27 protein-coding genes and 1 pseudogene are annotated in these 24,554 nt (G+C 39.7%); 26 read left to right on the top strand and 2 right to left on the bottom strand.

Features of this window, described 5'->3' with window-relative positions:
• Positions 1-52 precede the first annotated feature (52 nt).
• The 5 genes from ACOB80_RS17350 to ACOB80_RS17330 all read left to right on the top strand — a co-directional run bounded on the left by ACOB80_RS17350 (position 53) and on the right by ACOB80_RS17330 (position 4,615).
• Complete coding sequence (locus ACOB80_RS17350; protein ID WP_473167121.1) at positions 53-538, top strand: hypothetical protein; 486 nt, start codon at positions 53-55, stop codon at positions 536-538.
• A gap of 90 nt (positions 539-628) precedes the next feature.
• Positions 629-1,219 carry a LysE family translocator gene (locus ACOB80_RS17345; RefSeq protein WP_473167120.1) on the top strand — a complete coding sequence of 197 codons (591 nt, stop codon included), beginning with the start codon at positions 629-631 and terminating at the stop codon, positions 1,217-1,219.
• 131 nt (positions 1,220-1,350) lie between these two features.
• Positions 1,351-2,181, top strand: coding sequence for an alpha/beta hydrolase (locus tag ACOB80_RS17340; RefSeq protein ID WP_473167119.1), 831 nt, complete (start codon positions 1,351-1,353; stop codon positions 2,179-2,181).
• A gap of 127 nt (positions 2,182-2,308) precedes the next feature.
• Positions 2,309-3,349 carry a helix-turn-helix domain-containing protein gene (locus ACOB80_RS17335; RefSeq protein WP_473167118.1) on the top strand — a complete coding sequence of 347 codons (1,041 nt, stop codon included), beginning with the start codon at positions 2,309-2,311 and terminating at the stop codon, positions 3,347-3,349.
• Positions 3,350-3,460: 111 nt separating this feature from the next.
• Positions 3,461-4,615, top strand: a complete 1,155-nt coding sequence (locus ACOB80_RS17330) for a nuclear transport factor 2 family protein (RefSeq protein WP_473167117.1) — start codon at positions 3,461-3,463, stop codon at positions 4,613-4,615.
• A 113-nt stretch (positions 4,616-4,728) separates the two neighbouring features.
• On the opposite strand, the gene ACOB80_RS17325 is transcribed toward ACOB80_RS17330, so the two are convergent.
• Entirely contained in the window at positions 4,729-6,363 is a 1,635-nt protein-coding gene (locus ACOB80_RS17325; RefSeq protein ID WP_473167116.1) for an alpha-glucosidase family protein, read from the bottom strand.
• Positions 6,364-6,609: 246 nt separating this feature from the next.
• On the opposite strand from ACOB80_RS17325, the gene ACOB80_RS17320 reads away from it, so the two are divergent.
• From ACOB80_RS17320 to ACOB80_RS17275, 10 genes and pseudogenes are all read left to right on the top strand, one after another.
• The gene (locus tag ACOB80_RS17320; RefSeq protein WP_473167307.1) at positions 6,610-8,379 is read left to right on the top strand and encodes an alpha-amylase family glycosyl hydrolase; all 1,770 of its coding nucleotides are present in this window, start codon (positions 6,610-6,612) and stop codon (positions 8,377-8,379) included.
• 124 nt (positions 8,380-8,503) lie between these two features.
• Positions 8,504-8,833, top strand: coding sequence for a DMT family transporter (locus ACOB80_RS17315; protein WP_473167306.1), 330 nt, complete (start codon positions 8,504-8,506; stop codon positions 8,831-8,833).
• A gap of 127 nt (positions 8,834-8,960) precedes the next feature.
• Positions 8,961-9,773, top strand: coding sequence for an alpha/beta hydrolase family protein (locus ACOB80_RS17310; protein WP_473167115.1), 813 nt, complete (start codon positions 8,961-8,963; stop codon positions 9,771-9,773).
• 14 nt (positions 9,774-9,787) lie between these two features.
• The gene (locus ACOB80_RS17305; protein ID WP_473167114.1) at positions 9,788-10,333 is read left to right on the top strand and encodes a GNAT family N-acetyltransferase; all 546 of its coding nucleotides are present in this window, start codon (positions 9,788-9,790) and stop codon (positions 10,331-10,333) included.
• 18 nt (positions 10,334-10,351) lie between these two features.
• A complete protein-coding gene (locus ACOB80_RS17300) occupies positions 10,352-10,894 on the top strand; it encodes a hypothetical protein (protein WP_473167113.1) in 543 nt (180 codons plus the stop codon).
• 38 nt (positions 10,895-10,932) lie between these two features.
• Positions 10,933-11,409, top strand: a complete 477-nt coding sequence (locus tag ACOB80_RS17295; RefSeq protein ID WP_473167112.1) for a DM13 domain-containing protein — start codon at positions 10,933-10,935, stop codon at positions 11,407-11,409.
• A 57-nt stretch (positions 11,410-11,466) separates the two neighbouring features.
• Positions 11,467-11,988: a GNAT family N-acetyltransferase gene (locus ACOB80_RS17290; RefSeq protein WP_473167111.1), complete on the top strand. Its 522-nt coding sequence runs from the start codon at positions 11,467-11,469 to the stop codon at positions 11,986-11,988.
• 1 nt (position 11,989) lies between these two features.
• Positions 11,990-12,511, top strand: coding sequence for a GrpB family protein (locus ACOB80_RS17285; protein ID WP_473167110.1), 522 nt, complete (start codon positions 11,990-11,992; stop codon positions 12,509-12,511).
• Between the two features lie 23 nt (positions 12,512-12,534).
• Positions 12,535-13,002 carry a GNAT family N-acetyltransferase gene (locus ACOB80_RS17280; RefSeq protein ID WP_473167109.1) on the top strand — a complete coding sequence of 156 codons (468 nt, stop codon included), beginning with the start codon at positions 12,535-12,537 and terminating at the stop codon, positions 13,000-13,002.
• A gap of 21 nt (positions 13,003-13,023) precedes the next feature.
• Positions 13,024-13,233 (top strand): annotated as a pseudogene (locus ACOB80_RS17275) (tautomerase family protein); the annotation flags it as partial.
• Between the two features lie 4 nt (positions 13,234-13,237).
• Here the strand turns inward: ACOB80_RS17275 and ACOB80_RS17270 are convergent.
• Positions 13,238-13,648, bottom strand: a complete 411-nt coding sequence (locus ACOB80_RS17270) for a helix-turn-helix domain-containing protein (RefSeq protein ID WP_473167108.1) — start codon at positions 13,646-13,648, stop codon at positions 13,238-13,240.
• 81 nt (positions 13,649-13,729) lie between these two features.
• Here ACOB80_RS17270 and ACOB80_RS17265 point away from each other — a divergent pair, with 81 nt between their 5' ends.
• The 11 genes from ACOB80_RS17265 to ACOB80_RS17215 all read left to right on the top strand — a co-directional run bounded on the left by ACOB80_RS17265 (position 13,730) and on the right by ACOB80_RS17215 (position 24,464).
• Positions 13,730-14,317, top strand: a complete 588-nt coding sequence (locus tag ACOB80_RS17265) for a class I SAM-dependent methyltransferase (RefSeq protein ID WP_473167107.1) — start codon at positions 13,730-13,732, stop codon at positions 14,315-14,317.
• A 34-nt stretch (positions 14,318-14,351) separates the two neighbouring features.
• Positions 14,352-14,849: a DUF2867 domain-containing protein gene (locus ACOB80_RS17260; protein WP_473167106.1), complete on the top strand. Its 498-nt coding sequence runs from the start codon at positions 14,352-14,354 to the stop codon at positions 14,847-14,849.
• Positions 14,850-14,941: 92 nt separating this feature from the next.
• Positions 14,942-15,289: a nuclear transport factor 2 family protein gene (locus ACOB80_RS17255; protein WP_473167105.1), complete on the top strand. Its 348-nt coding sequence runs from the start codon at positions 14,942-14,944 to the stop codon at positions 15,287-15,289.
• A gap of 55 nt (positions 15,290-15,344) precedes the next feature.
• Positions 15,345-15,725: a hypothetical protein gene (locus ACOB80_RS17250; RefSeq protein WP_473167104.1), complete on the top strand. Its 381-nt coding sequence runs from the start codon at positions 15,345-15,347 to the stop codon at positions 15,723-15,725.
• A gap of 74 nt (positions 15,726-15,799) precedes the next feature.
• The gene (locus tag ACOB80_RS17245) at positions 15,800-16,318 is read left to right on the top strand and encodes a porin (RefSeq protein ID WP_473167103.1); all 519 of its coding nucleotides are present in this window, start codon (positions 15,800-15,802) and stop codon (positions 16,316-16,318) included.
• 62 nt (positions 16,319-16,380) lie between these two features.
• A complete protein-coding gene (locus tag ACOB80_RS17240) occupies positions 16,381-17,373 on the top strand; it encodes a serine hydrolase domain-containing protein (RefSeq protein ID WP_473167102.1) in 993 nt (330 codons plus the stop codon).
• A 191-nt stretch (positions 17,374-17,564) separates the two neighbouring features.
• Positions 17,565-18,302, top strand: coding sequence for a MipA/OmpV family protein (locus ACOB80_RS17235; protein ID WP_473167101.1), 738 nt, complete (start codon positions 17,565-17,567; stop codon positions 18,300-18,302).
• On the top strand, positions 18,292-19,401 hold the full coding sequence (locus ACOB80_RS17230; RefSeq protein ID WP_473167100.1) for an efflux RND transporter periplasmic adaptor subunit: 1,110 nt from the start codon (positions 18,292-18,294) through the stop codon (positions 19,399-19,401). The genes ACOB80_RS17235 and ACOB80_RS17230 overlap by 11 nt, the downstream gene beginning before the upstream one ends.
• Positions 19,402-19,412: 11 nt before the next feature.
• On the top strand, positions 19,413-22,445 hold the full coding sequence (locus ACOB80_RS17225) for an efflux RND transporter permease subunit (RefSeq protein ID WP_473167099.1): 3,033 nt from the start codon (positions 19,413-19,415) through the stop codon (positions 22,443-22,445).
• Positions 22,442-23,107, top strand: coding sequence for a response regulator (locus ACOB80_RS17220; protein WP_473167098.1), 666 nt, complete (start codon positions 22,442-22,444; stop codon positions 23,105-23,107). The genes ACOB80_RS17225 and ACOB80_RS17220 overlap by 4 nt, the downstream gene beginning before the upstream one ends.
• Positions 23,061-24,464 (top strand): sensor histidine kinase, encoded by a 1,404-nt coding sequence (locus ACOB80_RS17215; RefSeq protein ID WP_473167097.1) that lies wholly within the window; start codon positions 23,061-23,063, stop codon positions 24,462-24,464. The genes ACOB80_RS17220 and ACOB80_RS17215 overlap by 47 nt, the downstream gene beginning before the upstream one ends.
• The last annotated feature ends 90 nt before the right edge of the window (positions 24,465-24,554 follow it).

The following is a 24,554-nucleotide window of genomic DNA, read 5'->3' as shown; positions in this document are numbered from 1 at the left end:
TTTATCTAAAACACTATCAGCCTCCTAGCAAGGCGTAATATTCTGAAAAATAATGAAGTACACGATAATTATAATTTTCTTGTTTCTAGTGAGTGGCGTTAGCAACAGTAAAGCTGCTAATGACAAAAAGTTTGAGTTATTAGGTACATGGTTAGGGCCTTGTGTTTTCTTTGCTTCCCATAATGGAACAGCCATTTGGTCAGCATCAACATATACCTTTAATAAGGATAATTTTACTTTTACCTCAAAACATTATGCAGATAAAGGTTGCTCTACACGGTATTCTCATCCAGCATTGGAAAGCCCTTCAATAATGAAAGGGACATATAACTTTCTTTCAGAAATCAATACAACCTCGGGTCACGAAGCGAAACTCTTTGAGATTACTTATGATCTCAGCAGATTTGGACGTGGCAAAAAAGATGTAGTCGAAGCTGGCATATTTATTCAAGGGAATACCTTGTATTTCGTTGCTGCGCTACCTAATTCATTTGAAGTTCTCTTTGACGAGCCTTGGAAAAAAACAGAAAACGAATAGAGTGTAGCAACTTGATCTTCTGGCAGTCCCTCTTTACCACTCAGATTAGTCACATTTATAAGCCTTAACTTAATCAAAAGGAATTTTAAATTGTTAGAGCCACTCATTGCATTAATTACAACAACAGCTCTTTTACTCGGTTCTCCTGGGCCTGCTCCATTAGCCTTAGCGGCAACAGGAGCGACTTTCGGTATTAAAAAAGGCACGCCATTTTTAGCAGGTATATTGCTAGGACTAAGTGTTGCCATAATTGGAGCGACGGCTGGCTTAGCAGCACTATTTTCTCAATTCCCAAATATTCGTTTTATTTGCCAGCTCTGTGGTGGTGCATACATTTTATTTATCGCGTATAAAATCGCATCAGCACCTGTTGTTGCTAGCCAAAACGATCATATTGCACCAAGTTTTAAAGATGGCTTCATCCTTAACCTTCTAAACCCAAAAGCATATGCAGCTTTTCTAGCGATATTCTCTCAGTTTCTTTTACCTTTCTCTGATACATATATGGCCTATATTGTTACAGGCATAACCTGTTTAGTGGTTGCCACTATAGTTGATACGCTTTGGCTAATGTTTGGAGGTTTATTACGCCCAGTTTTCACGAAACCTAGACAGGCAAGAGTCATTCGAGTTCTGTTCGCAACCTTAATGATAGTCGCAGTAATTTATGCCTTGGTATAAGCTAGCCTCGCAGGCTGCCCTAGTGGAAATAGTAACGTTTGATAGGCCTTAGCATTAATGCATCAGTTAAACCAATCGTATCTCAGCCCTTTGATGGGGCATTCACACTCTCAATCAACATTGGAAACTACGTGAAGATTTTACCCTTTATCTTGGTTTTAATGGCTTTTACTCAGGTAACCAATGCCCAAAGTATAAGTTCGTTTGAAATTCCTAGAAGTCGTGTTAGCGACATAAAAGACCCTGTATCAGGCAAGGTTTACCCAATATTTATCAAATTGCCTGCATCCTACAAACGCAACCAAACAAAGTCGTACCCTGTCATTTATCTAACAGACGCATGGTATAGTTTTCAAATCGTTTCTGGATCGACTCGATTCCCAATGAATACAGGGAAAATGGAAGAGGCGATAATTGTAGGAATTTCATATTCAAAAGGTTCTAAAGGCCCTTCAAGTCGTATCCGTGATTATACCCATAAGAAAGATAGTAGTTGGAAACTTGAGACAGGCAAAGCACTTGAACATGCAAGTTTTATAGAGAATTCAGTATTTCCCTATATCGCATCTCACTATCGCGTAAATGGTTCGCGTACTTATGTTGGGAATTCTCTCGGCGGATTATTTGGTGCCTATATATTTCTTACTAGGCCAGACATGTTTGATAACTACATTTTAGGTAGCCCTTCGGTGTGGTTTAACAACAGTGACATACTCAGCGCTAAAACAAAGTCCAATCTAAACCCACACAAAATATTCATCGCTGTTGGGGCTAGGGAAACAACTGAACTAGATTCTCCAAGACACAACATGGTGTCAGGTGCAAAACAGCTTGCAGCAAAGCTATCAGGTGAAGATTTTCCAAATACGACAGTTAAGCTGCAGATAATTGAAGAAGCCAATCATGAAACGGCGTTTCCTACGACCGCTATTCAAGGACTACATTGGCTATTCAAGAAATAATGAAAATCACGTAGGCATAGTTAACACCTTAGCCACCTTGATTTAAACCAACTCCTTTAAACTCCTCTGGCAATGCGCTAGCATATTCGATTGAAACAATGGACATATTTCTACAGGTAATAAAAGCGTGCAGCTAAGTAGCCAACTCCTTTTCTTTTTTAGCGCGATCGGTGCATTTAACGGCATTTTGTTATCCATTTACTTAATGACCACTAAACCAGTATCAATTGAAAAGCGCTTTTTAGCCGCACTTTTACTTGCCATTAGTATCCGCATTTCGAAATCAGTGTGGTTTTACTTCGATCCAAGTATTGGTAAAGCTTTTTTGCAGCTGGGATTATCCGCATGCTTTTTTATCGGTCCATTGCTGTACTTTTATGTGGTCAGTACCCAAGAAAAACTATCAAAACAGTTCATCTCTTGGAAAGTACATCTAGGAATATTGGTGGCTATTACCTGTTATGTCGCTGTTTTCTATCCATACAGCAGAGAGTCAGAGCTTTGGGGGCAAACGCTTTATAAACTAATCAATTATACTTGGCTGCTCTACATAGTGTTCGCGTTTTCTTTCATTTTATCTGTACTAAAACAGTGGCGTAACAAAAAACCACTTTCAGCGGATAACAAATTATTGTTAAGCGTCTATTTTGGTACATTTTTAATTTGGCTCGCTTATTTCACGGCGAGCTACACCTCCTATATTGTCGGTGCTTTGTCGTTTTCTTTTGTGTTGTATTTAAGTATTTTGATGTGGGTTTTTGCTAAAAAGCAAAAGCAAGAAGTGAAATATGGTGATAAGAAAATCGACACTGAAACCGAGCAAGAGTTAACGGAAAAACTCGCACAATTAATGTCGACAGAAGCGCTATTTAAAAACCCAAATTTAACCTTGCCGCAGTTGGCGAAAAAAGTGCATGTGTCAGTGCCTCAGTTATCGCAATTTTTAAATGGCAACTTAAACAAATCGTTTGCTCAGTACATTAATGGCCTTCGAATTGAAGAAGCTAAACGATTATTAATCTCTGATAGTCATTTAACCATGGAAAATGTTGCTGAATTGGCAGGGTACAATTCACAATCAACTTTTTACAATGCTTTCAAACAGATAGAGAGTTGCACTCCAGCAATCTATCGAAAAACTCAACAGAAAAAAACTACGAAATTATAATTTCGTAGTACTAAATTACGTGATTTGAATGTAAATCAGCTCCCTTAGCGATAGCTTAACTCCCAAGCAAAATACTTTGTCTAAATACTTATTATTGTTTAGGGAGATAACATGAAAATCACTAAATTTTTGTCAACACGAAATGTGCTTTTATCGGCAGCCTTACTGTCGACCCAATTGTTTGCAACGAGCGTTTTCGCTAATTCAAAAGCCACTGACATTGAACAAATAGAGGACACGTTAAATGACTATATACAAGGTACGTCATTTAACCACCAAGAGCAGATAAAAAGAGCATTTTCAGATACCGCTATTTTATATCTAGAAAAGAAAGATATGCCTCAATGGGAAGTACCTATTGCTGAATATGTAAGCTGGTTTAAAAAAGAATATGCAGGTAAACCTAATGGCCGCATCGGTGAAATTATTTCTATTGATGTCGAGGGTAACATTGCCACCGCTAAAGTTGAAATTCTGATCCCTAAAGGAAAAGTGCGCTTCGCTGATATGTTTCTCCTTAAAAAATCCAATGACGGTTGGAAAATCATCAGTAAAACGGCTAGTAAAAAAGAAGCAAACAACAGCGGTGAACGTATTTTATTTATCGTATCAAACGCACACTTTCACGGAAATTCTAAACTTCCAGCTGGTGTCAGTTATTCAGAGATTGTAAAAGCTTACGATGCATTTAAATCGGCGGGCTATACCGTAGATTTTGTCAGCCCAGAAGGCGGAGCAATCCCTCTTTCTTATATCAATACATCTGAAGATATCCATAAACAGTACCTTTATAATGCTGATTTCATGTATACCTTAGCGAACACTAAATCTCCTGATGAAATCGAGCCTTCTCGCTACAAAGCAGTGCATTATGTAGGTGGTAGTAACGCCATGTATGGTGTTGCTGAAAATCAAGCTATTCAAAATATCGCGATGGAAATATATGAAGAGCATGGCGGTATTGTCTCTGCTGTTTGTCACGGTACTGCAGGGATCGTTAACTTAAAAACCAAAGATGGCAAATATTTGGTAGACGGAAAACGCATCTCAGGTTACCCAGAAGCATACGAAAATCCAAAGCGTGAATACTTTAAGCAATTTCCGTTTTTAATTCAGGAGACCATCGAGAAGCACGGTGGTAAATTTGCTTATTCACCTCGTAACAAGCCTCATGTTGAAGTTGATGGTCGAATTGTCACCGGGCAAAATCACCTGTCTTCACCATTAGTGGCTGAGAAAATGATCGAGATATTGCAAACGCTTTAAGAGGTATTATTACCCATAAAAGATAAAAAAAGCCCAAACCTTAAAAAGTAGGTTTGGGCTGTGATACTAACGGTGTGTAAAAACGTTAGTAAGGTCGACAACGCACCTGTGTATTAACTCATACTGAAGTACGCAACCTGGAATGCAGCTACCTGGAGGGTTAAGGTAGATCCTGCATTAACCACTTGTGGACTTAAAAAGCCATGACCATCTAGAACTTTTAGCTCTGTATCACCAATAGAGAAATCGACAGGTTGATCGCTAAAGTTAGCCATCACCAATATTTTTTCACCTTGATATTCACGAGTAAATATCAACTTTTCTTCATCACTCACTAAAAAATCTATATCACCATACATGAGTGGTGCTTGGTTTTTACGCCAATGTAAGAAGGTACGATAAGCATTTAGCACCGAGTGTTTATCTTGCTCTTGTACTTCAACGGCTAACTCGCTGTGCTCTGCTGCCACTGGTAACCATGCTTTATCACTTTGTGAAAAGCCACTGTGTTGGCTGTTCTGGCTCCAAGGCATAGGCGTTCTGCAGCCGTCTCTACCTTTAAATGTTGGCCAAAAAGTAATGCCGTATGGGTCTTGCAGATCTTCGTACGCTATATCAGCTTCAGGCAAACCTAACTCTTCGCCTTGATAAGCACAGACACTGCCACGCAGTGACGCTAACATCGCATTAAACATTTTACTTTGCACTTGGCTGTCTTTACCGTCTGCCCAGCGTGACGCCACACGCGTAACATCATGGTTGCCAATCGCCCAACAAGGCCAGCCATCTACCATTTTGTTTTCTAAATTTTGCACTGTGCTACGAATATAGTTTGGGTCACCTTCTGGCGTTAATAATTCAAAGCTGTAGGCCATGTGTAAACGGTTATCACCTTCAGTGTATTCCGCCATGGTTTGTAGTGAATCTTCAGAAGAAATTTCACCCAATGTGACCACTTCAGGGTACTTGTCCATTAAAGCGCGAATTTCTTCCATAAAACCAATGTTTTCAGGCTGTGTATTGTTGTAATAGTGATATTGGAAAGCATACGGGTTGTCTTCACTAAAACCACGGCCTTGGCGATCTTCTGGCGCTTTTGCAGGGTTGTCTCTTAATTCTTTATCATGAAAGCAAAAGTTAATGGCATCTAATCTAAAGCCATCAACGCCATGCTTTAACCAGAACTCCACATTATCCAGCACTGCTTTACGCACTTCTTCGTTATGGAAGTTTAAATCAGGTTGTGAGGTTAAAAAGTTATGTAAATAATATTGTTGACGACGCGGCTCCCATTGCCACGCACAGCCGCCAAAAATAGATAACCAGTTGTTCGGTGGCGTACCGTCTTCATTGGCATCAGCCCATACATACCAGTCAGCTTTAGGATTTGTTTTATCTTGTCTGCTCTCGATAAACCAAGGGTGTTGGTCTGATGTATGACTTAGCACTTGGTCGATAATCACTTTCAGGTTTAGCGATTTCGCTTTAGCCATTAGCTGGTCAAAATCTTCCATTGAACCAAACATAGGATCAATTTCGCGATAACCACTAATATCGTAGCCAAAGTCTTTCATTGGTGACTTAAAGAAAGGTGAAATCCAAATAGCATCAACACCCAAGCTTTTTACGTAATCAAGCTTATTGATAATACCAACTAGATCCCCAATGCCGTCATTATTAGCATCCATAAAACTACGAGGATAAATTTGATAAATTACGGCACCACGCCACCAAGGTTGAATTTCCATAACAGTCCAATTCATAGCAGATCAGAAGTGCTAGCCTAGTTACTATATTGTGCTAGCGGCATATCATTCACTTATCAAAAGTGACGATATAAGCATAAGTAGAGGCCATATTTAGTGCAATAACACTGCATACGTATGCATGAGTAAATAGGGCAATTTTGTCAATGCATACGTATGTAATACTTATACTTGCTATGATGATATTTGTAGTATTTGTGGCATTGGTATGTAAATGGTAAATAAGTGATGTTCAATAAAAAGAAACTAACAACGAGAATAATAAGAGATATATCTAGCCTACTACTAGCGGCCAGTGCACTTTACTCTACCGCCAGCTATGCTAACGAAAACACGGTGACTAAAACCATCACTGCAAAAGATTTAGCGCCTTATAGCCAGCGCGGTATTCAAGACGAAGTCTTTTATTTTGTTTTACCTGACCGCTTCAATAATGGTGATAAAAGCAATGATATGGGCGCTAAAGATAAGCCTTTATCTTACGGTGGCTTTAACCCAGAAGATGAAAAAGCATACCACGGTGGCGACTTACCTGGATTAGCTGCGAAACTCCCTTATTTAGAGCAAATGGGCATTACGTCTATTTGGTTAACCCCAATTTTACGTAATCAAGCGCAGCAAGGCGATATCTCTGGTTATCACGGCTATTGGGTATTAGATTTTACTGAATTAGACCCGCATTTAGGCTCCAATGCCGACCTGAAAAACTTTATCGATTCAGCGCATGCTCGCAACATCAAAGTATTCTTTGACATTATCACCAACCACACTGCTGACGTTGTTAAGTACAAAGAGTGTCACGGTGAAGATGGTTCTGGTTGGTCTGAAAGCGGCGAAGCTTGCCCTTACATTTCGCTTGCAGACATCAAAGCCGGTAAAAAATACACCACGGTTATTCAAAAAGGTAATGAACAGCTAAAAACCCCTGCTTGGCTAAACGACCCTAAGCATTATCACAATCAAGGCGATTCTACTTTCCAAGGAGAAAACTCGTTAAATGGTGATTTCTTTGGCCTAGACGATTTAAACACAGAGTCACCAGAAGTGGTGCAAGGCATGACAGATATTTATAAAAATATTATCACGCAGTTTCGTCCAGACGGTTTTAGAATCGACACAGTAAAACACGTAAACATCGAGTTTTGGCAGCAGTTTATTCCTGCGCTTGATAAACATGCCAAAGATATAGGTATTAGCAATTTCTTCATGTTTGGCGAAGTCTACAGCGGCGATCCCAAAGAGCTAAGCTATTTTACCACCACAGGTACAATGGACTCAGTGCTCGATTTTGGCTTGCAATCGGGTATCTACAACACCCTCATTCACAACAAAGGGACTGAGTATTTATCGGAAGTTTTCGCGCAAGATGGCTTGTACAAAAATGCTAACCAGTTACTTAATTTCACTGGTAATCACGACATGGGACGTTTTGCTTTTTTGCTTAACAGCCATGATAAAAAATACAGTGAACAACAAACCGCAGAGCGACTAAAACTGGCGACGGCTATCACTTTCTTCGCTCGTGGTATTCCTGTTATTTACTACGGTGATGAACAAGGATTTGTTGGTGATGGCGGCAACCATGATTCTCGCCAAGATATGATGCCTTCAAAAGTCGCGACGTTTAACGATGATGACTTGTTGTTAACAGCACAAACAACGGCTGATGATAACTTCAATCAAGACCATCCGCTTTACAGGCATTTTGCTACACTTGCCAACCTTTATCACAAGCACCCTGCACTACGTTACGGCAAGCAAGCCGAAGTTTTTGCTAGCAAAGAAGTTGGTCTTTATGCCTTTACCCGCACCTATAAAGACAGCCAATACCTAGTGGCGCTAAACACAGCTGAGCAAAGTAAACAGCAACAATTACCTATGTCTGGTAAGTTAAGCACTATATATACCTCAGGCAAAAGCTTAGTGCATGAAGGTGCTAAACAAGTAACAGTCGAGCTATCAGGTACTAGCTTTGCCATTTATAAGCTAGCGAAATAAAAAATAGACAATAAGACTGAATAGGTACCAGGGGGCGGTGACAAAAATGTTGTCATCAGCCCCTTTTTTACGTCAAACTACCGCAGGCTATCACTTAAAAAAACTAAAAATAAAAGGAACTTACATGGGATACGGATACCTAGCATTAGCAATAGTTTGTGAAGTTATTGCCACGTTAGCGTTGAAGAAATCAGACGGTTTTTCAGATTCAACCTATAGCACAATCTGTGTGCTTGGTTACATGGCCGCTTTTTACTTTCTAGCACTTGTTTTAAAAACAGTCCCTGTCGGAATTGCTTATGCAATCTGGGCAGGTATGGGCATATTTCTGATCGCGGTCTTAGGCGCTATTCTATTTAAACAAATACCCGATCTACCCGCTATCATTGGCATGCTGTTTATCTTAACCGGCGTAGTTATTATCAACGTATTTTCAAAAAGCGTAAGTCATTAATTTCTTAATATTTGTTACACATTAAGCATCGACTATAAATACAATTTCTCGCATCATAAACAGATAATAAAATTTACGGGTTATCGCTAGATTTTGTATAACCTTCAATGACTAAACGGATATTTTTATGAAATCAGCAATAACTCTATTTTGTTTTTTGGCTACTCAATTATTTATTATAAATGCTCACGCGAATAGCCAATGCGCCAACATAGAAAGAGAAGTGCTTGCTAATGAGGCTTGTACGATTGTCGAAACGTATAAGAGCGATAAATTAACGAACTCACCAACACTTGCTGTCGTTCTTCATGGTGATGCTCCATTTTGGAATCCCAATGTGCAATATCGCGTTGCTCAGTACCTGGCGAACAACCAAGACAATGTCATTTCAATCGGCATGTTAAGACCAGGTTATACCGATGACTTTAGCCAAAAGTCTGATGGAGAAAGAGGCGATACGGTTGGCGATAATTATGATGACGGTCGAGTTAGCCAGATCGGCCATTCTATTAAGGCGTTAAAAAAGCACTATAATGCCGCTAAAGTAGTGGTTATTGGTCATTCAGGTGGCGCAGCGATTACAGGAAAGCTAGGCGCACAGTTTGCTGACGATATCGATCATGCTGTTATTATTTCTTGCCCCTGCAATATCAATGCATGGCGTAAAGATATGCTGGTAAGGAATGAGTACGAGTTGTTCAGAGGCGACTTAGCCATTTCTTCGCCTATCGATTTAGCTGAAAAGGTAGCGAAAAATACCAAGGTCGACCTGATAGTCGGAAAAGCTGACGATAATACTAAGCCATACCATACAGAAGAATACTATCAAGCACTTAAAAAGCATGGTAAAAAAGTGAGTATGCAGATCATAGAAGGTGATCATAATATCTTTCAAACCAAGCAAGCGATTAGCACTATGTTAGCAGCGTTGAAACAGTAGAAGCCCAGCAATTTATGCATCCGAAAATAGAGTTAAAAGCGCTGTGTCATGACTTTTCACCGCTAATGGTTGAAGCGGCACTAGAATCTGTTGAACAAATAAACCCATGGATGGACTGGTGCACGGAGCAGTTTTCTCTAGAAAGCGCTAACGCATTTATCGCGTCACAAATTGAAAATAGAAGACAAAGAAGAGCTTATGAGTTTTCTATATTTGACGATAAAGGTAATTTAATAGGCGGCGGCGGTGTCAATAACATTAATTATGAGTGTAACCTTGCTAATATTGGTTATTGGATCAGAACTAGCCAAGCAGGAAAAGGCTATGGAACAGCGACATTAAAGGCTCTAGTTGCATGGGCACGAGAGCACACTGAGTTAAATCGGCTTGAAGTTGTTGTTGCTACTGAGAACTATGCGAGCCAGCGGGTTGCTCAAAAAAGCGGAGCAACTTTAGAGGGCGTTGCTAAATCTCGCCTTTTTAATAATGGTCAGTATTTCGATGCGCAAATGTACGTATTTACGCTACCTACGTATTCAGGTGAAAAGCCACGGGCTTAGAATAAATAAGGAAGTGATATGAAAAATCAATGGATTATCGTGAGTGTATTATCTATTGGGTTAAGCTCTTGTGGCGGGTCAGAAGTTAGTAGCGCTAATAACAGTCCTAACCAGAACCTGACGGCGAGCTTAAAAGGTACATCATGGCAAAAAAGCTGTACTCCATATTTTGATTTAACAAGTAGTAACCCACAACCTTCCTGGAATGTTAAAGTAAAGATAAGAATCGACAATGATTTGCAAGCAACATATCGAACCAACTTCTACCGTCCAGAAGACTCAATGTGTGATACGGTCGTTTTTGATGCCATGGATATCGCTAATTTGACACTTGCTGGAAAAGTATTTACCGAAGAGAGTATAGAAGTGTACAAGTTAAACCAAACCACGGTTTACAACTCAGAAGATACCCCTGTTTTACCTAAATACACTATAGTTTATATTGATAGCGAAAAATTATACCTAGGGCAAAATTCAGGCGATAACTTAGGAGAAACGTCGGAAACTCGACATTCTTCTATTTCTCTCGATGATTATTTTACGCAAGTCATCAATAACTAATCACGCTCTAGCGAATAAATTGGGACAAAAGTACCTACATGAAACTCAAAAATATACTGCTGCTAACTTTCTCACATATTGCCATTGGCATTGTTGGTTTCGCCGCAGGGATCTATGCTTTGCCCATTCTAACAGCACCACCAACAACAGCAGAATCTGAAGTTAACGCCCTTTCTATTGAAAGTGTGTATACAGCAACCTTTACTAAAGCGCTAAAAGGTAGTGATTTTCTGCATTGGGGTGAAGGAAAAGTATCTTTAGGCAAGAAGCATATAACCTTTGTTGGTGAACTCGCACCAGGTCCTGATTATAAGCTTTATTTATCACCTAAATTTGTCGAAACAGAAGCTGAGTTTGAGCGCTTAAAGTCTTCGATGAAAGTGGTAGGTGACGTAACAACATTTACCAATTTTGTTCTAGATACTCCTAAAGGTGTCGACCTCGCCGAGTTTAATACAGTCATTGTTTGGTGTGAAAGTTTTGGTGAGTTTATAACCTCGGCAAAGTACCAGTAAGCTTATACATTGCGTTTACTTAGGCCGACTCATTTAAACTCATTGACGTTGTAACACATGCCAAGCAGCCACAATAGCCTTAGCCTTATAGAATTAACAACCGAGAGTTGGAAAATCTATAAGAAACTGCGTCTTCAATCACTTAAAGACTCACCTGATGCGTTCGGCAGTACTTATGAACGAGAAGCTGAGTTTTCTGACAAAGAATGGCGATCTCGCCTAATTTTCGAGAAAAATGAAAAATTGCCAATTATTGCTTTGGTGAACGAAGAGCCTGTCGGATTGGCATTTGGTGTCTTACATAATTCTTCAGATGAAACAGCTTTTCTCTATCAAATGTGGGTATCACCTTATGCACGAGGTTTAGGCGTGAGTCGACTAATGATAGACAAAATTGTGCACTGGGCTATAGATCATAACCTAAAATACTTATCTTTAGATGTAACTACTAACAATACTGCGGCATTTAATCTTTATAACTCTTCAGGTTTTAAGATATACGGCGACTTAAAAAAGCTACGAGAATCTTCTCACCTTGAAACACAATCAATGAGAATGCCTTTAAAGGTAAAACAGTAATATGAACAAAAGAGTCATAGAAATTATTGATTATGATCCAGCATGGGCAATTGCTTTCGAACAAGAAAAAGGCTTACTTATGCAGGCAATGGGCGAGACGACTGCAAACATTGATCATATTGGCAGTACGGCGGTTGTTGGGTTGTCTGCAAAGCCTATTATCGACATTCTAGTCGAAGTAAAGAGTCTTGCTGTGTTAGATCGGAGAAGCGAAAAGCTAGAAGCTCTTGGTTATCAGGTAAAAGGTGAAAACGGTATTTCTGGTAGACGATACTTTCAAAAAGGCGGTGCTCAACGAACACATCACGTACATGCTTTTCTCTCAGGCGACGCTAATTTAATTCGCCATCGCGCCTTTAAGGAATACCTGACTGCACACCCTAAAGCCTTAGATGCCTATGCGAAAATTAAGCAACAAGCTATAGAAATGTGCAACAATGACATTAACCAATATATGGCAATAAAGAATGATTTTATTCAACATCATGAGAAGCTTGCGTTAAAGTGGTACGCAACTGAATAATTAAATCAATGGATTGAAAGGGAATGAAATTTACCTATTTAGCAAATCACAAACTTGTAATTTCAACGGTAGCCCAATGGTATTTTGATCAATGGGGAAGTTATGTTGAAGCTCCATCAGTCGACTCGTTTGTCACTAAATTAGAAGACTATCTCAATACAGACTCTATTCCTCTTGTCATTCTGGCACAGGAAGGAGAAGAAATTATTGGCGCAGCACAGCTGAAATATCGTGAAATGACTATCTATCCCGAAAAGGAACACTGGCTTGGCGGAGTATATGTAGTTGAAACTCATCGAGGAAAAAACGTTGCATCTGCCTTAGTGAAACAAGTCGAAAATAAAGCGCAAGCGCTTGGCGTAAAAACCTTATATTTACAAACAGAAAACCTACATGGTGGTTTATACGCTAAATTAAATTGGCAAAAAGAAACACAAGTGAATTATCGTGGCGTTGATGTCATTGTGATGCGCAAAGATTTATCCCTTTAAAGTTTACAAACAAAAAAGAGCTACTTTATGCCCTACGTTAATGTACAAATCACCCAAGGCGCTAGCCGAGAACAAAAAGCGGAAATAGTCAAAGACATAACCGCGTCACTGCAAAGAGTTCTTGGTAAAAAACCTGAGCATACCCATATCGTTATCCAAGAAATTGCCGAGCAAGATTGGGGCTTCGCCGGCATGTTGACTGACGATTGGAAGAAATCTCAATCGGAATAACCCACTAATACTTAGACGATGGTTTAGTCTTAGTCCACTTATTACTCGCAATATTTAACAAGCGTAAAAAGTTTGGACATTCAAAATGATCAGGTGCAGGGCAATTTGCCGCGTGTCTTAAACCATCTCGCATCGATTCAAGTTGACGTATTTGCCCATCTAGCTCCTCCGCCTTTGATAATAATCGCGCACGATCCACCTCAATACTATTTACGCCAAGCATGTTTTTTATCTCGTCAAGGGAAAGTCCTGCAGCTTGAGCAAGAGAAATAAACGCCAGCCTTTCGATTATATTATTGGCGAAAACGCGTTTAAGCCCTTTGCGGCCAACTGAATGGATAAGTCCTTTTTCCTCATAATATCTAAGGGTCGAAGCCGGTAAATTTGAATGTTTAGAAACCTCAGCAATATCCACGAGTAATCACCTTGACTTAAAGTCGACTTGAAGTAGTAGCATGGTCTCATATACCGAATTTCAAACAAAGAGGAATCACTTATGTGGGATAAAGAATTTGACTGTGAAGAATATGTATATGGTACTGAGCCAAATGACTTTTTAAGAGAAAATGTCCATCAAATTCCTAAGGGAAAAATACTAAGCCTAGCAGAAGGCGAAGGCCGAAATGCGGTGTTTTTAGCAAAGCTAGGCTATCAAGTAACCGCAGTAGACGCCTCTCTTGTAGGAATAAACAAGGCGAAAACTCTCGCAGCCTTACATAACGTAGACATCGATTTTATTCATGCAGATCTGGCCGATTTCGACCTAGGCAATTCAAAATGGGACGCTATTATTTCTATTTTTTGTCCAATGCCACCAAGCTTTAGAGAACAGCTTCATCTTAAAGTTATCCGGGGTCTTAAAAGAGGGGGTTTATATATCACGGAAGCCTATAGGCCAGAACAAGCGCACCTAGATACAGGCGGCGGTGAAGATGAAACACTGATGCAAACTAAAGAAACACTGCTCCAAGAGCTTAAGGGATTATCTTTTAAATTTTTAGAAGAGTTAGAAAGAGAAGTACTCGAAGGAAAAAATCACACAGGTATGGGTTACGTTGTACAAGCCATAGCAAAAAAGGAATAATAAGTAGTCGCTTAACTGTCAATGAAAAGAAATCATGATTTCTGAAATGGATTTTCCGGTAAATACTCGAATTAATGGTAAAGAGCGCAACGCTTTTTACCGAGATTCTTTTAAAGTAGTTGTGAACAAATCAAACCTTGAAGCCAAGCACGTTTACCACGGTATCTTCGGTTACCTTCCCAAACCGGTACAGCTCGCTTTTAGCTTTCGTAACTCTATCGTTAAATATTTAGGTTTTTCAACCAGTGAAACTAAGATGAGTGTACCGCTAGAAAGTATAACTAAAGGCAATAAAGCTGGCTTTCTTACCATAGAGTTTGTTGAGCAAGGTGAAGTCGTTTGTGGCGCATACGAAAACAATATGGACATGTGGATTTCAGTGTTAAAGCTTTCTGAACAAGAGTTTTCTATATCGACTCTCGTCAATCTAAAAACGAGATCTGGCAAAATGTATATGGCTGTAATAAAACCTTTTCATAAATTAGTCGCTAAATATTGTATTAAACAAGCGTTAACGGCGGGCCGAATTTAATCCAGTGAAACGTTAAAAAACTTGGTTCAGCCACTTCCACTTCACAACCGCTATACTGATCTTTACATATAACGTTAAAAAGAAGTGACACTATGAATATCGACCCCGTAGTTGCCAAATGGTTATCTTGCTGGCAAACAGGAAGTATTGACGAACTGCCTATTGTGGATGGGTTCAAGCATACTAGCCCATTCGGTACCATTGAATCTAAAAAGCGCTATTTATCAATTGTAGAGAAAAACAAAAAAGACTTTCTCGGCAATACCTTAACCCTGATAAAGCACATCAAAGAAGGTAATAATATATGCGTGCAATTTGAACAAAATAACCGTAATACGGGGTTAAATATGGTGGTTTGCGAATGGTATGAATTAGAAGGCGATAAAATTAAAGCAATTCGCTCTTTTTACAATATCGGCAATGCCGAAATTAAAGGCTAGTAAAACAATACACTAGCAAATACTCTATCCCAAAGTTTATTAAAACAAGATAAAAATGAAGCAAGAATCACAAATACTTAATCGTCAATTTAGAAAAGCCCATGGCTTTAGCTCTTCACTTGTATATTCAATGCTACGAAAGAAGCAAGTAAGTGAAACCTTTCATGAAGACAAAGCATTAGCTCAAGTAGCAAAAAGAATATTTGCCAAATTTGAACGAAGCAGTGGCTTTGTTGAAGAGTTATCTAAAGGAAATCGTCGTTCGGTATTAACAGGAGCAGGCTATGCTAACTTAAACCCAGCTATCGTTTCCGTTGAATTATTCCCGACAACAAAAGGCACACAGATAGTATTAACCGCGTATGCAAAAGAAGGGTTAATAAGCCAAAAGACAGCACCTAAGGCATTGAAAAGGTTTAAAGAAGAAGTAATTTAATGTTACATTTTTTCGTTACACAAATTTAACCGCTTCCTTATAATGACCACTTCTTAATAAGGACGTATAACTCAATGAAAATTAAAACAATTTCCTCTTTCTTTTTACTTTTAGCCGTTTCTAACTCGCCACTTTTTGCTAAAGAAACCGATAGCTATTACCTTGGCGCTGCTTTAACTACCGTTGGCTACAACGATTCAAATGACTCGACTTTTAAGATAAACGCAGGATATTCTCTAAACAATTATTTTTCCGTAGAAGCAAATTACTTCGATTTTGGCACGTATGATCGCTTTGACGGCGCAGGCGAACTTGATGCTACAGGCTACTCTTTAGAAGCTCTAGCTAAATACCCACTAGGTGATTTCTCTGTTTACGCCAAGTTAGGAAACCTGTGGTGGTCAGAAGAAGGTTCGGTAAGGTTAAATACCCCTTTGATTGAAATAGATGAATCAGGTAACGACTTAATATATGGTGTAGGTGCTAGCTATGATATTAGCGACAATTTATCGATTAAAATCGAATACCAAGAAAGCGAAGTTAATACCAGAACAGCCAACCCGCTATCTATTGGACTAGATTTCAAATTTTAGTTTTAAACCAAATATAGGCAGGTTGCGTCTTAACCATAAAAATAAGAATAAATAAGAGTATTATGCGTAATTTACTTTGTCTTACCCTGTTACTTTGTAGCTTAGTTACTACAAAAGCGTTAGGCGATAATTATCGCCAATCAATTGAAGCGACCATTAAAAACTCAAACTTTAATGGCGCTGTCATTGTGAGTAAAAACAGTTCCATCGTATGGCAAGAATATATCGGCTTTGCAGATAAAGAACAGAATATTCCTTTAACGGCAAAGCATATCTTTAGCCCAGGGTCCGTTGCCAAAGAATTAACTACGGTCGCTATTATGCAGCTGGTTGAGCAGGGAAAACTTAGCTATCAAGACACCGTTAATAAATACATTAGCTGGTTACCACCTTCTGCTCAGGCTATCACTGTAGAACACATTCTTAGCCACACTTCTGGCCTGCCCAAAATAAAGTGGCATAGAGGGATCGACACACCTACAGTTATTGAACAGATAAAAAACAGTGAGGTCAGTTTTGAGCCAGGAACAAGTTACTTATATTCCAACCTAAACGTTACACTGCGCGCCCTAATTGTTGAAGCGATAACACAGCAGCCATTTTCTGTTTACTTGCAAAAAAACATCTTTGAGCCAGCAAATATGACAGCCAGCCACCCTCAGCTTGCCCAACAAGATATTCAGCCAAACAAAGTTGTCGGTGACTACCTTACCTTTATCAATGGCCTTACTGTTTACATGAGCCCAGTCGATTTAATGAAGTTTGAACTAGCACTAACAAGCGGCAAGTTGATTAATATGGAGAAGGTATTGAGCGCACTGCCTGGTGATACTTTGTCCGGCCAGAAAAACCGCGCTTATTTCGACTTCGGTTCCTTTCTCTTAGATAATGAAGACAAGTTGATTAGCTGGACGCATGACGGCTCGAACCCAAGTCATCACACATTAAAGCTTCATGATTTTAAGCAAGACTATATCATTGTTTTAATGTCAAGTGACGGCAATAAATCGACGCTTTATCACATTGCAGATTCAGTCAGCAAATTAATGCGCTAGCTATTAATACGTCGCTTTCTTAAAAATTAACCATATTCCGATTCAGTACTCGTAAAAATAACGTTTCTTTCTTGAACCTTACAGATTTAACTGATTAATTTTCAATCTGTAAGATTCGAGAAAGTTCCTCACCTTAAAGTAACTCCTGAAATTTAGACAACAACCCTTTATAAATTTTGAGAGTAACTGAAATGAAAAAATTTTTGTGCGCTTCCCTTTCCATTTTTTCAGCATTAGCTTGTCTTCCAGCTCACGCCGAGTATCAATGGGGCCTAGGTATTGGCGGTATGATTGAAAACCAAGGTTATACCGACATTGGAACTGAAACGACAGTCATTCCAATGATTTACTTACAAACAGAAAAACTTCGCATTTATGGTCCTACAATAAACTACCAGCTTGCCTCCCTAGGAGATCTCGACTTTTCAATTGCAGGACAATATCGGTTTGACGGTTATGACGCCGATGACGGAGATATTTTCAAAGGAATGGATGATAGAACAGGTACGTTCGAAATTGGTTTTAGCCTTAACTATGGCTCTGAATTTGGCGACTTTTCATTTGATGCGCTGACTGATATCGGTAGTGAACACGACGGTTACGAAGTATCACTTGCTTACTCTAAGCCCTTCATGTTTGACCCATTTATGGTTGAACCATTTGTACGTATTTCCATGCAAAGTGAAGACTTAGTTAATTACTATTATGGTGTAAGAGAAAACGAAATTACCGATTATCGCGCTTTCTATGAAGCCGATTCTACAACCAATGCCGAAATCGGTGTCAGAACAAACTGGCGAGTAGGCAAGCGCCACAATTTATTAATGATCCTTTCTTACACTACTTTCGGGAGTGAAATAAAAGACAGCCCACTTGTTGATAAGTCAGGTGGTGGCACCTTTATTTTGGGGTACACCTATGCTTTCTAAATGCTATCAAGCTAATTTTAGTGGGTTAACGGCAATCTTAATTACATGTTCATTGCTGAGCTTATCAGCATGCAATAGTGAGCCAAAACTTAGTCAAGAGGCGCCTGAAAAGGCGCCGTTATCTGTTGACCTTGAGCAAACGCTTGAAAACTTCACACAGCTACCAGAACGAGTAAGGTTTCAAAAATCGATACGGTTTCACGGCGTTGTAACTGGCGCCCGCTCTTATGATGAAACAATATTTGAATCTGGAAAGCTTGTTGAACTTCATGTAAAAGAAGGGCAAGCCGTCGCAAAGGGGCAACTCATCGCCCAGCTTTATTCCCCTGATTTAGCGGAAAAGCTAACACAAACACAGGCGAAACTGTATCAAGCCCAATCGCAATTACTGTTAGATAAAGAGGACTTACAACGAGCCAAGCTTTTGTTTGAAAAGTCACTCATTGCCAAACAAGAACTCGATAAAGCCAAGCGAAATTTTCAACACACAGAGCAAGCGATAGCAGAAGCGAAAGCTAGTGTCTCAGCAGCAAGTAATGTTTTTGCCGATACCTCAATTCGCGCCAGAGAGTCAGGAGTGATATCTCAGCTATACAAAAGAGAAGGCGATTTTATTAATCGAGGTGACGCTATTTTTAAAATTGACTCCTTTGAAAAACAAAGAGTCACTTTTGCCCTTCCTGAATATTTAGCGGTTAAAGTTAGAACCGGCTCATCACATACTATATATATACCTGCTACAAAAGATGCTGTAACGGGTATCGTCACTGAAAAATCACTACCGACAGAAAGTGGAGTTAGGCTACATAAGGTAACTCTTGAATTGCCGGAAGATTCCGCCTCAATAATAGGTTTACGAGCCGAACTTGATTTCCAGCATCAAGATATTGAAGCCTTTGCCGTCGATTATCGGGCTGTCAGATACGACATTAACAACAGCCCTTTTATTGTTGTTGCTGAACAAGAATTAACACCTAAGAAAATATCGGTGCTCGATATCAATAGTCTGAATGTCATTCTCTCTGGAGACATTAATCCACATAACCCTATTGTGATCGGCAATGATGTTTCGTTGCCTGTTGACTTTAGTCGACTGTAAAGGTGAAAAACATGAGTCATACTAAATTTTGGTTTCTACAAGAGCGACTTATCTTTGGTTTAGTCCTCATCGTAAGCCTACTCGGCATTTTTACCTGGTTTAATATTAACGAGCAAGAAGACCCCTTTTTTCCTTACCGAAACGGTAATGTGCTTATTGTTGCTCCGGGTATGTCTGCCTCAGCTATTGAAGATTCAATTATTCAACCACTTGAGCGCATTCTTGCCAACATCGATGGACTTGAGCGTGTTTCTTCAAAGTCCTCTGATGGTGTTGCTCAGGTTCATATTGAGTTACGAGAAACTATTTATGATACAGAAAAAGCGTGGCAGCGCGTCAGAGAAAAAATTACCCAAGCACAAGCTCAATTTTCGCACCTTGTCACTACTTTCGAGCTAGATGATAGAGTGCAAGACACCGACAGCATCTTTCTCAACATTCAATCAAACAAACCGCTGATTGAAGCGCGAAAATATGCCCTTTATATCAGAGACGAACTCTACAAAATGTCAGATATTAGAAAAATATCTCTCATTGGCGATCCTGGCGAACAGTTAGACGTTCATTTTTCACAAGAAAAAATGCTGGAATTGGGTATTTCGCCTCAGCAAGTAATACAACAAATCGCAGAAGCTAATGCGTTAAAGAACGCAGGAACACTTAAGGGTAACTTATATCAGACTAACATTTCTTCTATCACACGAATAGATAGCATAGACACGTTGAAAGCCGTTGAAATAGAAACCGCCGATAACAGTATTTTGACCTTGTCAGAAATAGCCGATGTTTCATATAGCCTTCCCCCGCTTGAAAAAGAGAGTTTTTGGTTAAATGGGAAACGTTCAATTGGTTTATCAATTGTCGTACCTCCTAATGAGCTACGGGTAACTAACTTCGGCGATAAACTAACGACTCGAATTGCTGAGTTAAATTCCAAGCATAAAGATTATCGAATTACGCCAGTTTTCTACCAGCCAGCGTGGACAGAAAGTCGTCGTAACGATTTAGCACTGTCGCTTTTATACGGTAGTATTGGCGTCGGCGTGGTGTTGTTTCTCTTGATGTCTAGAAAAGTAGCACTGGTCGTTACCTTAACGATTCCAGCAATTGCCCTTTCTTCTATTGCCTTTTTTGGCATTAGCGGCGGAGTTTTGCATCAAATGTCCATCGCTGGATTAGTGATTAGTTTAGGGTTGATGGTTGATAACAGTATTGTTATGTCAGAGCTTATTTCTCGTTACAGAGAACAAGGGTTATCAAACATAGCGGCATCACAAAAAGCGATAAAAGAACTCTATAAACCATTAGCAACCTCAACGTTTACGACAATAGCCGCCTTTGTTCCTATGCTACTTTCACAAGGCAATGTAGCAGACTTTATTCGAATGATTCCCGTGGTCGTGATTATTGCTATTGTGACGAGTTATTTCTATTCACTAGCTTTGGTGCCGTCAATCACCAACAACTTTAGAACATTCCAAGAAGGCAAAACGACTAAGTACTTCGCAGAAGTAGGTAAGCATTTTTCTCAAATAGGCACACGTTACCCTAAATCAGTTATCGCGTTATTCATTGGGCTCACCTGTATCTCGATATTATCCACCAGTGATAAAGGCGGGGAATTCTTTCCTAAATCTGGGCGCAATCAAGCGGTTATCGATATCGAAGGCAGTTACGGATTAAGCCACGATGCCACGCTGCAAACGGTTAAGCATATTGAAAACAAACTAAGAACTGACAAGAGCATTAGCAAAATTGTCAGCTTTGTTGGAAATTCTGGCCCTTCTTTTTACTACAACTTGTCTACCTCTCCTAACGAAGCCAATGTGGCACGAATCGTCGTCGAAACACAATCCCATGAAGCGGTTCCAGAACTTGTTGAAGGCTTAAACGACTATTTTACCAAGGCTCTCCCAAACACGCGCGCTTGGGCGAGAGAAATTGGCCAAGGCCCCCCCATTGAAGCGCCAATCGAGATAAGAATATTAGGAGAAAATAGATCATCAATTCTTGCAGCGTCAGAGTCTATTTTCACCGTTGTTAATCAACATAACGCAACCCTAGATACCAGAAGAGGCTATGTAATCGCTAAGCCGACGCTGAGCTTCGACATAAATGAATACGACTTACACTTAGCCGGTTTAAATCGTTCCGATATATCTCAGTATGTTACATGGCGTACCTTAGGCGTAATTGCGACAAGTATGCCAAGAGACCGAGATACGCTAAATATAGTTGTTAGAGATAATAAAGATGTTAATCGTGCCAATAGTCAGTACATTATGAACACTGTCATGATGAATCAACATGGAATGTTCTACCCATTGAGCGCATTTGTAACACCTGTGATTCGAGGGGAAGCGCCTATTCTCACTCGATGGAAAGGCTTTAATAGCAACACAATAAAAGCAGAAGTTGCTAAGGGCTACGATCCTGCCGCAGTAATTGAAGATATTCTACCTAAGCTACAAGCTATTGCGACTCGGTCGAATGTGCAAGTTGAAGTGGGCGGTGTTGCCGAAGAAGAAAGTAGCTCTAATGCCGCTTTATTGAAGACCTTACCCATAGGTGCTTTACTGTTATTTTCCGCCTTAATTTTGCAGTTTAATTCTTACCGAATCGCGGCCATTATTATGATCACTATTCCGCTCGCTACCATAGGTGTTATTCCTACGTTGGCATTAGCTGGAGTTAACTTTGGTTTCATGTCAGTTCTTGGCTTGTTAGCGCTGACAGGCATTGTCGTCAATACCGCGATTATCTTAATTGATACCGTATTGAAATTTGTGAAAGATGACGGTCTACCACTAGCCTTTGCGATAGAGCTAGCCACTAAAGATAGATTTCGCCCTGTATTGCTGACCGCATGCACGACAATCATTGGCATGGTTCCACTAACGTCACCATCGAGCCCACTATGGCCACCGATGGCTTGGACGATAATCGGAGGGCTAGTCACATCCACGCTACTCACTTTACTTATTTTACCTGCGTGCCTTAAGTTATGTTTAAATGAGCAAAAGATAAAAGGAGTTGAAATTTGAGAATATTAATCACTGAAGATAACGGAGAGCTAGCAGAGTTCATTCAAGAGGCACTTGCTCAAGAAGGTTTTCTATCAGATATAGCGCGCAGTGCAGGCGAATTGAAGCTATGCATTCAAGAATCCAGCTATGCTGCCATTATTCTCGACCTCGGACTGCCAGATACTGACGGTATCGACGTGTTAAAAAGCTTACGCAGAAATGGAAACATGGTACCCGTTTTAATTCTAACCGCCCGTGGAGGCGTTCAAGATAGAATAAAAGGGCTAGACCATGGTGCAGATGATTATCTGATTAAGCCCTTTGTAGTCGAAGAACTAACGGCAAGATTACGCGCATTACTAAGACGCCCTACATCGCTCTCTAATACTGAGTTAACCACTGAAAACATTAAACTTGATGTGATTGCTAAAACTGTCACAGTCGATCAGAAAAATGTCGTCATGGGTAAAACAGAAATTACTATTTTAGAGCATTTAATGTGGAACGTTGGCTTAACAGTGTCGAAAGAAGCAATCGAAGATATCGTCTATCAAGATGGAGAGTCACTCTCTGATAACGCACTACAAGTAGCAGTGCACAGAGTAAGAAAAAAGTTATCCGACGCTGGTGCAAATGCCAAAATTACAACGATTCGAGGAATTGGTTATCTTTTTAAGTAAGTTTCTAAAAACGCCTTCAATAGCAATTAAACTGATTGTTTATTTTGTTGCTTCTGGGGCTTTATTTTTTGGGCTAGCCTTAAGCATTTTTTTAACATCAACAGACAAGTTTGCCGACTTGGCGCTTAAAGCAGTACTCAATGATATGGGTTATGAAATATCGGCTTCCTTATACATAGATGAGTCCGGCGAGTTTCAATTTGCCGATAAGAAAATTAAGTTAAAGTGGGGCTTCGACGCGCTTTATTCCAATCTTGCTTTTCGATTAGTTGATCCGAGAAAAAACGAAATAGAGCTTTCTTCCATGCCGCTAGGCACAGAAGGCTACATTTTTAATGATATTGAAAAATCGATACCCGAGAAATTCTCTCGCATCGATGCTCGGTCAATAAGCCTATTTCGCAGTAACATTCATTTAGATGGCAAATTGTATTACTTTGACGTTGCAAGAAGTGACTTACTTGCATCCCTCGCTAATGAAGCAGTAAAACCTGCCATCATGGAATCAGTCACTACTATCATCATTCTTTCATTTTTATTGTTTTTGATTATGAGCTTTATCGCCATTAAGTTCATTGTAAAACCGGCAAAAGAGTTAAGTGTTCAGATAGAAAGTATTCGCCCGGATGATTTAAAAAGACGATTAGAAACCGAAGGCGTACCTAAGGAACTATTACCTATTGTTATTGCAATGAACGACGCACTTGATCGCGTCGAAAAAAGCTTTAATCAACAAAAACGATTTATCGCTGACGCGGCGCATGAGCTGCGCACACCGTTAACGATATTACTCAATCGTGTTGAATTAAAAATGCCTTCGTCAGAGGTTAAAGACGCGCTAAAAAATGATACTCAGTACCTTTCAAGAATCGTCGAACAACTATTAGACTTATCACGTGCTCAACGTATTAAAGAATTTCCAAATGACTCAACCAACGTCGTAAGTGCGACCAAGGATGCTTGTGAGCTATTAGCTCCAATGGCAATAGCTAAAGAGCAAGACTTAGAGCTGGTTGTGGAAGATGAAAATTGCAAAGCAATCATCGAAAAAGGTGAGCTTATGGTTATCTTAAAGAACTTACTTGAGAATGCTATCAGGCATACACCTGAGAAAAGTAAAATTAGACTGACGATCACAACGAACACTTTCTCAATTGAAGACTCTGGCGCAGGCATTCCTGAACAACATCGAGAGCTAATATTTGAACGCTTTTGGCGAGAGAATCAATCCGATAGAAACGGTAGCGGACTGGGACTAGCGATAATCAAGGAATTATTAAGTCACTATAATGCCAGCATTTCAGTCAACCAAAGCGATGTACTCGGAGGGGCAAAATTCGAAATCAGCTTTGCGTAATGTATAACGAGCAACCAAAGGCACAGTAATGCAGAAAGCAGCAATGTTATTTTCTTTTTAAAACTGAAGAATAATCGTAAGGAATTAGAT

This window comes from Thalassotalea coralli (assembly GCF_055786205.1).
Note: the sequence above shows the minus strand (reverse complement) of the source record. Positions and strands in the feature narration are given on the sequence as shown.

Bases quoted from the DNA above. Each gene is read 5' to 3' on its own strand.
- ACOB80_RS17255 (WP_473167105.1), top strand. From the start codon at position 14,942: ATGAATATCGACCCCGTAGTTGCCAAATGGTTATCTTGCTGGCAAACA.
- ACOB80_RS17225 (WP_473167099.1), top strand. From the start codon at position 19,413: ATGAGTCATACTAAATTTTGGTTTCTACAAGAGCGACTTATCTTTGGT.
- ACOB80_RS17310 (WP_473167115.1), top strand. From the start codon at position 8,961: ATGAAATCAGCAATAACTCTATTTTGTTTTTTGGCTACTCAATTATTT.
- ACOB80_RS17215 (WP_473167097.1), top strand. From the start codon at position 23,061: ATGCCAAAATTACAACGATTCGAGGAATTGGTTATCTTTTTAAGTAAG.
- ACOB80_RS17300 (WP_473167113.1), top strand. From the start codon at position 10,352: ATGAAAAATCAATGGATTATCGTGAGTGTATTATCTATTGGGTTAAGC.
- ACOB80_RS17325 (WP_473167116.1), bottom strand. From the start codon at position 6,363: ATGGAAATTCAACCTTGGTGGCGTGGTGCCGTAATTTATCAAATTTAT.
- ACOB80_RS17240 (WP_473167102.1), top strand. From the start codon at position 16,381: ATGCGTAATTTACTTTGTCTTACCCTGTTACTTTGTAGCTTAGTTACT.
- ACOB80_RS17320 (WP_473167307.1), top strand. From the start codon at position 6,610: ATGTTCAATAAAAAGAAACTAACAACGAGAATAATAAGAGATATATCT.
- ACOB80_RS17230 (WP_473167100.1), top strand. From the start codon at position 18,292: ATGCTTTCTAAATGCTATCAAGCTAATTTTAGTGGGTTAACGGCAATC.
- ACOB80_RS17285 (WP_473167110.1), top strand. From the start codon at position 11,990: ATGAACAAAAGAGTCATAGAAATTATTGATTATGATCCAGCATGGGCA.
- ACOB80_RS17305 (WP_473167114.1), top strand. From the start codon at position 9,788: ATGCATCCGAAAATAGAGTTAAAAGCGCTGTGTCATGACTTTTCACCG.
- ACOB80_RS17330 (WP_473167117.1), top strand. From the start codon at position 3,461: ATGAAAATCACTAAATTTTTGTCAACACGAAATGTGCTTTTATCGGCA.
- ACOB80_RS17245 (WP_473167103.1), top strand. From the start codon at position 15,800: ATGAAAATTAAAACAATTTCCTCTTTCTTTTTACTTTTAGCCGTTTCT.
- ACOB80_RS17250 (WP_473167104.1), top strand. From the start codon at position 15,345: ATGAAGCAAGAATCACAAATACTTAATCGTCAATTTAGAAAAGCCCAT.
- ACOB80_RS17315 (WP_473167306.1), top strand. From the start codon at position 8,504: ATGGGATACGGATACCTAGCATTAGCAATAGTTTGTGAAGTTATTGCC.
- ACOB80_RS17295 (WP_473167112.1), top strand. From the start codon at position 10,933: ATGAAACTCAAAAATATACTGCTGCTAACTTTCTCACATATTGCCATT.
- ACOB80_RS17260 (WP_473167106.1), top strand. From the start codon at position 14,352: ATGATTTCTGAAATGGATTTTCCGGTAAATACTCGAATTAATGGTAAA.
- ACOB80_RS17265 (WP_473167107.1), top strand. From the start codon at position 13,730: ATGTGGGATAAAGAATTTGACTGTGAAGAATATGTATATGGTACTGAG.
- ACOB80_RS17290 (WP_473167111.1), top strand. From the start codon at position 11,467: ATGCCAAGCAGCCACAATAGCCTTAGCCTTATAGAATTAACAACCGAG.
- ACOB80_RS17350 (WP_473167121.1), top strand. From the start codon at position 53: ATGAAGTACACGATAATTATAATTTTCTTGTTTCTAGTGAGTGGCGTT.
- ACOB80_RS17235 (WP_473167101.1), top strand. From the start codon at position 17,565: ATGAAAAAATTTTTGTGCGCTTCCCTTTCCATTTTTTCAGCATTAGCT.
- ACOB80_RS17280 (WP_473167109.1), top strand. From the start codon at position 12,535: ATGAAATTTACCTATTTAGCAAATCACAAACTTGTAATTTCAACGGTA.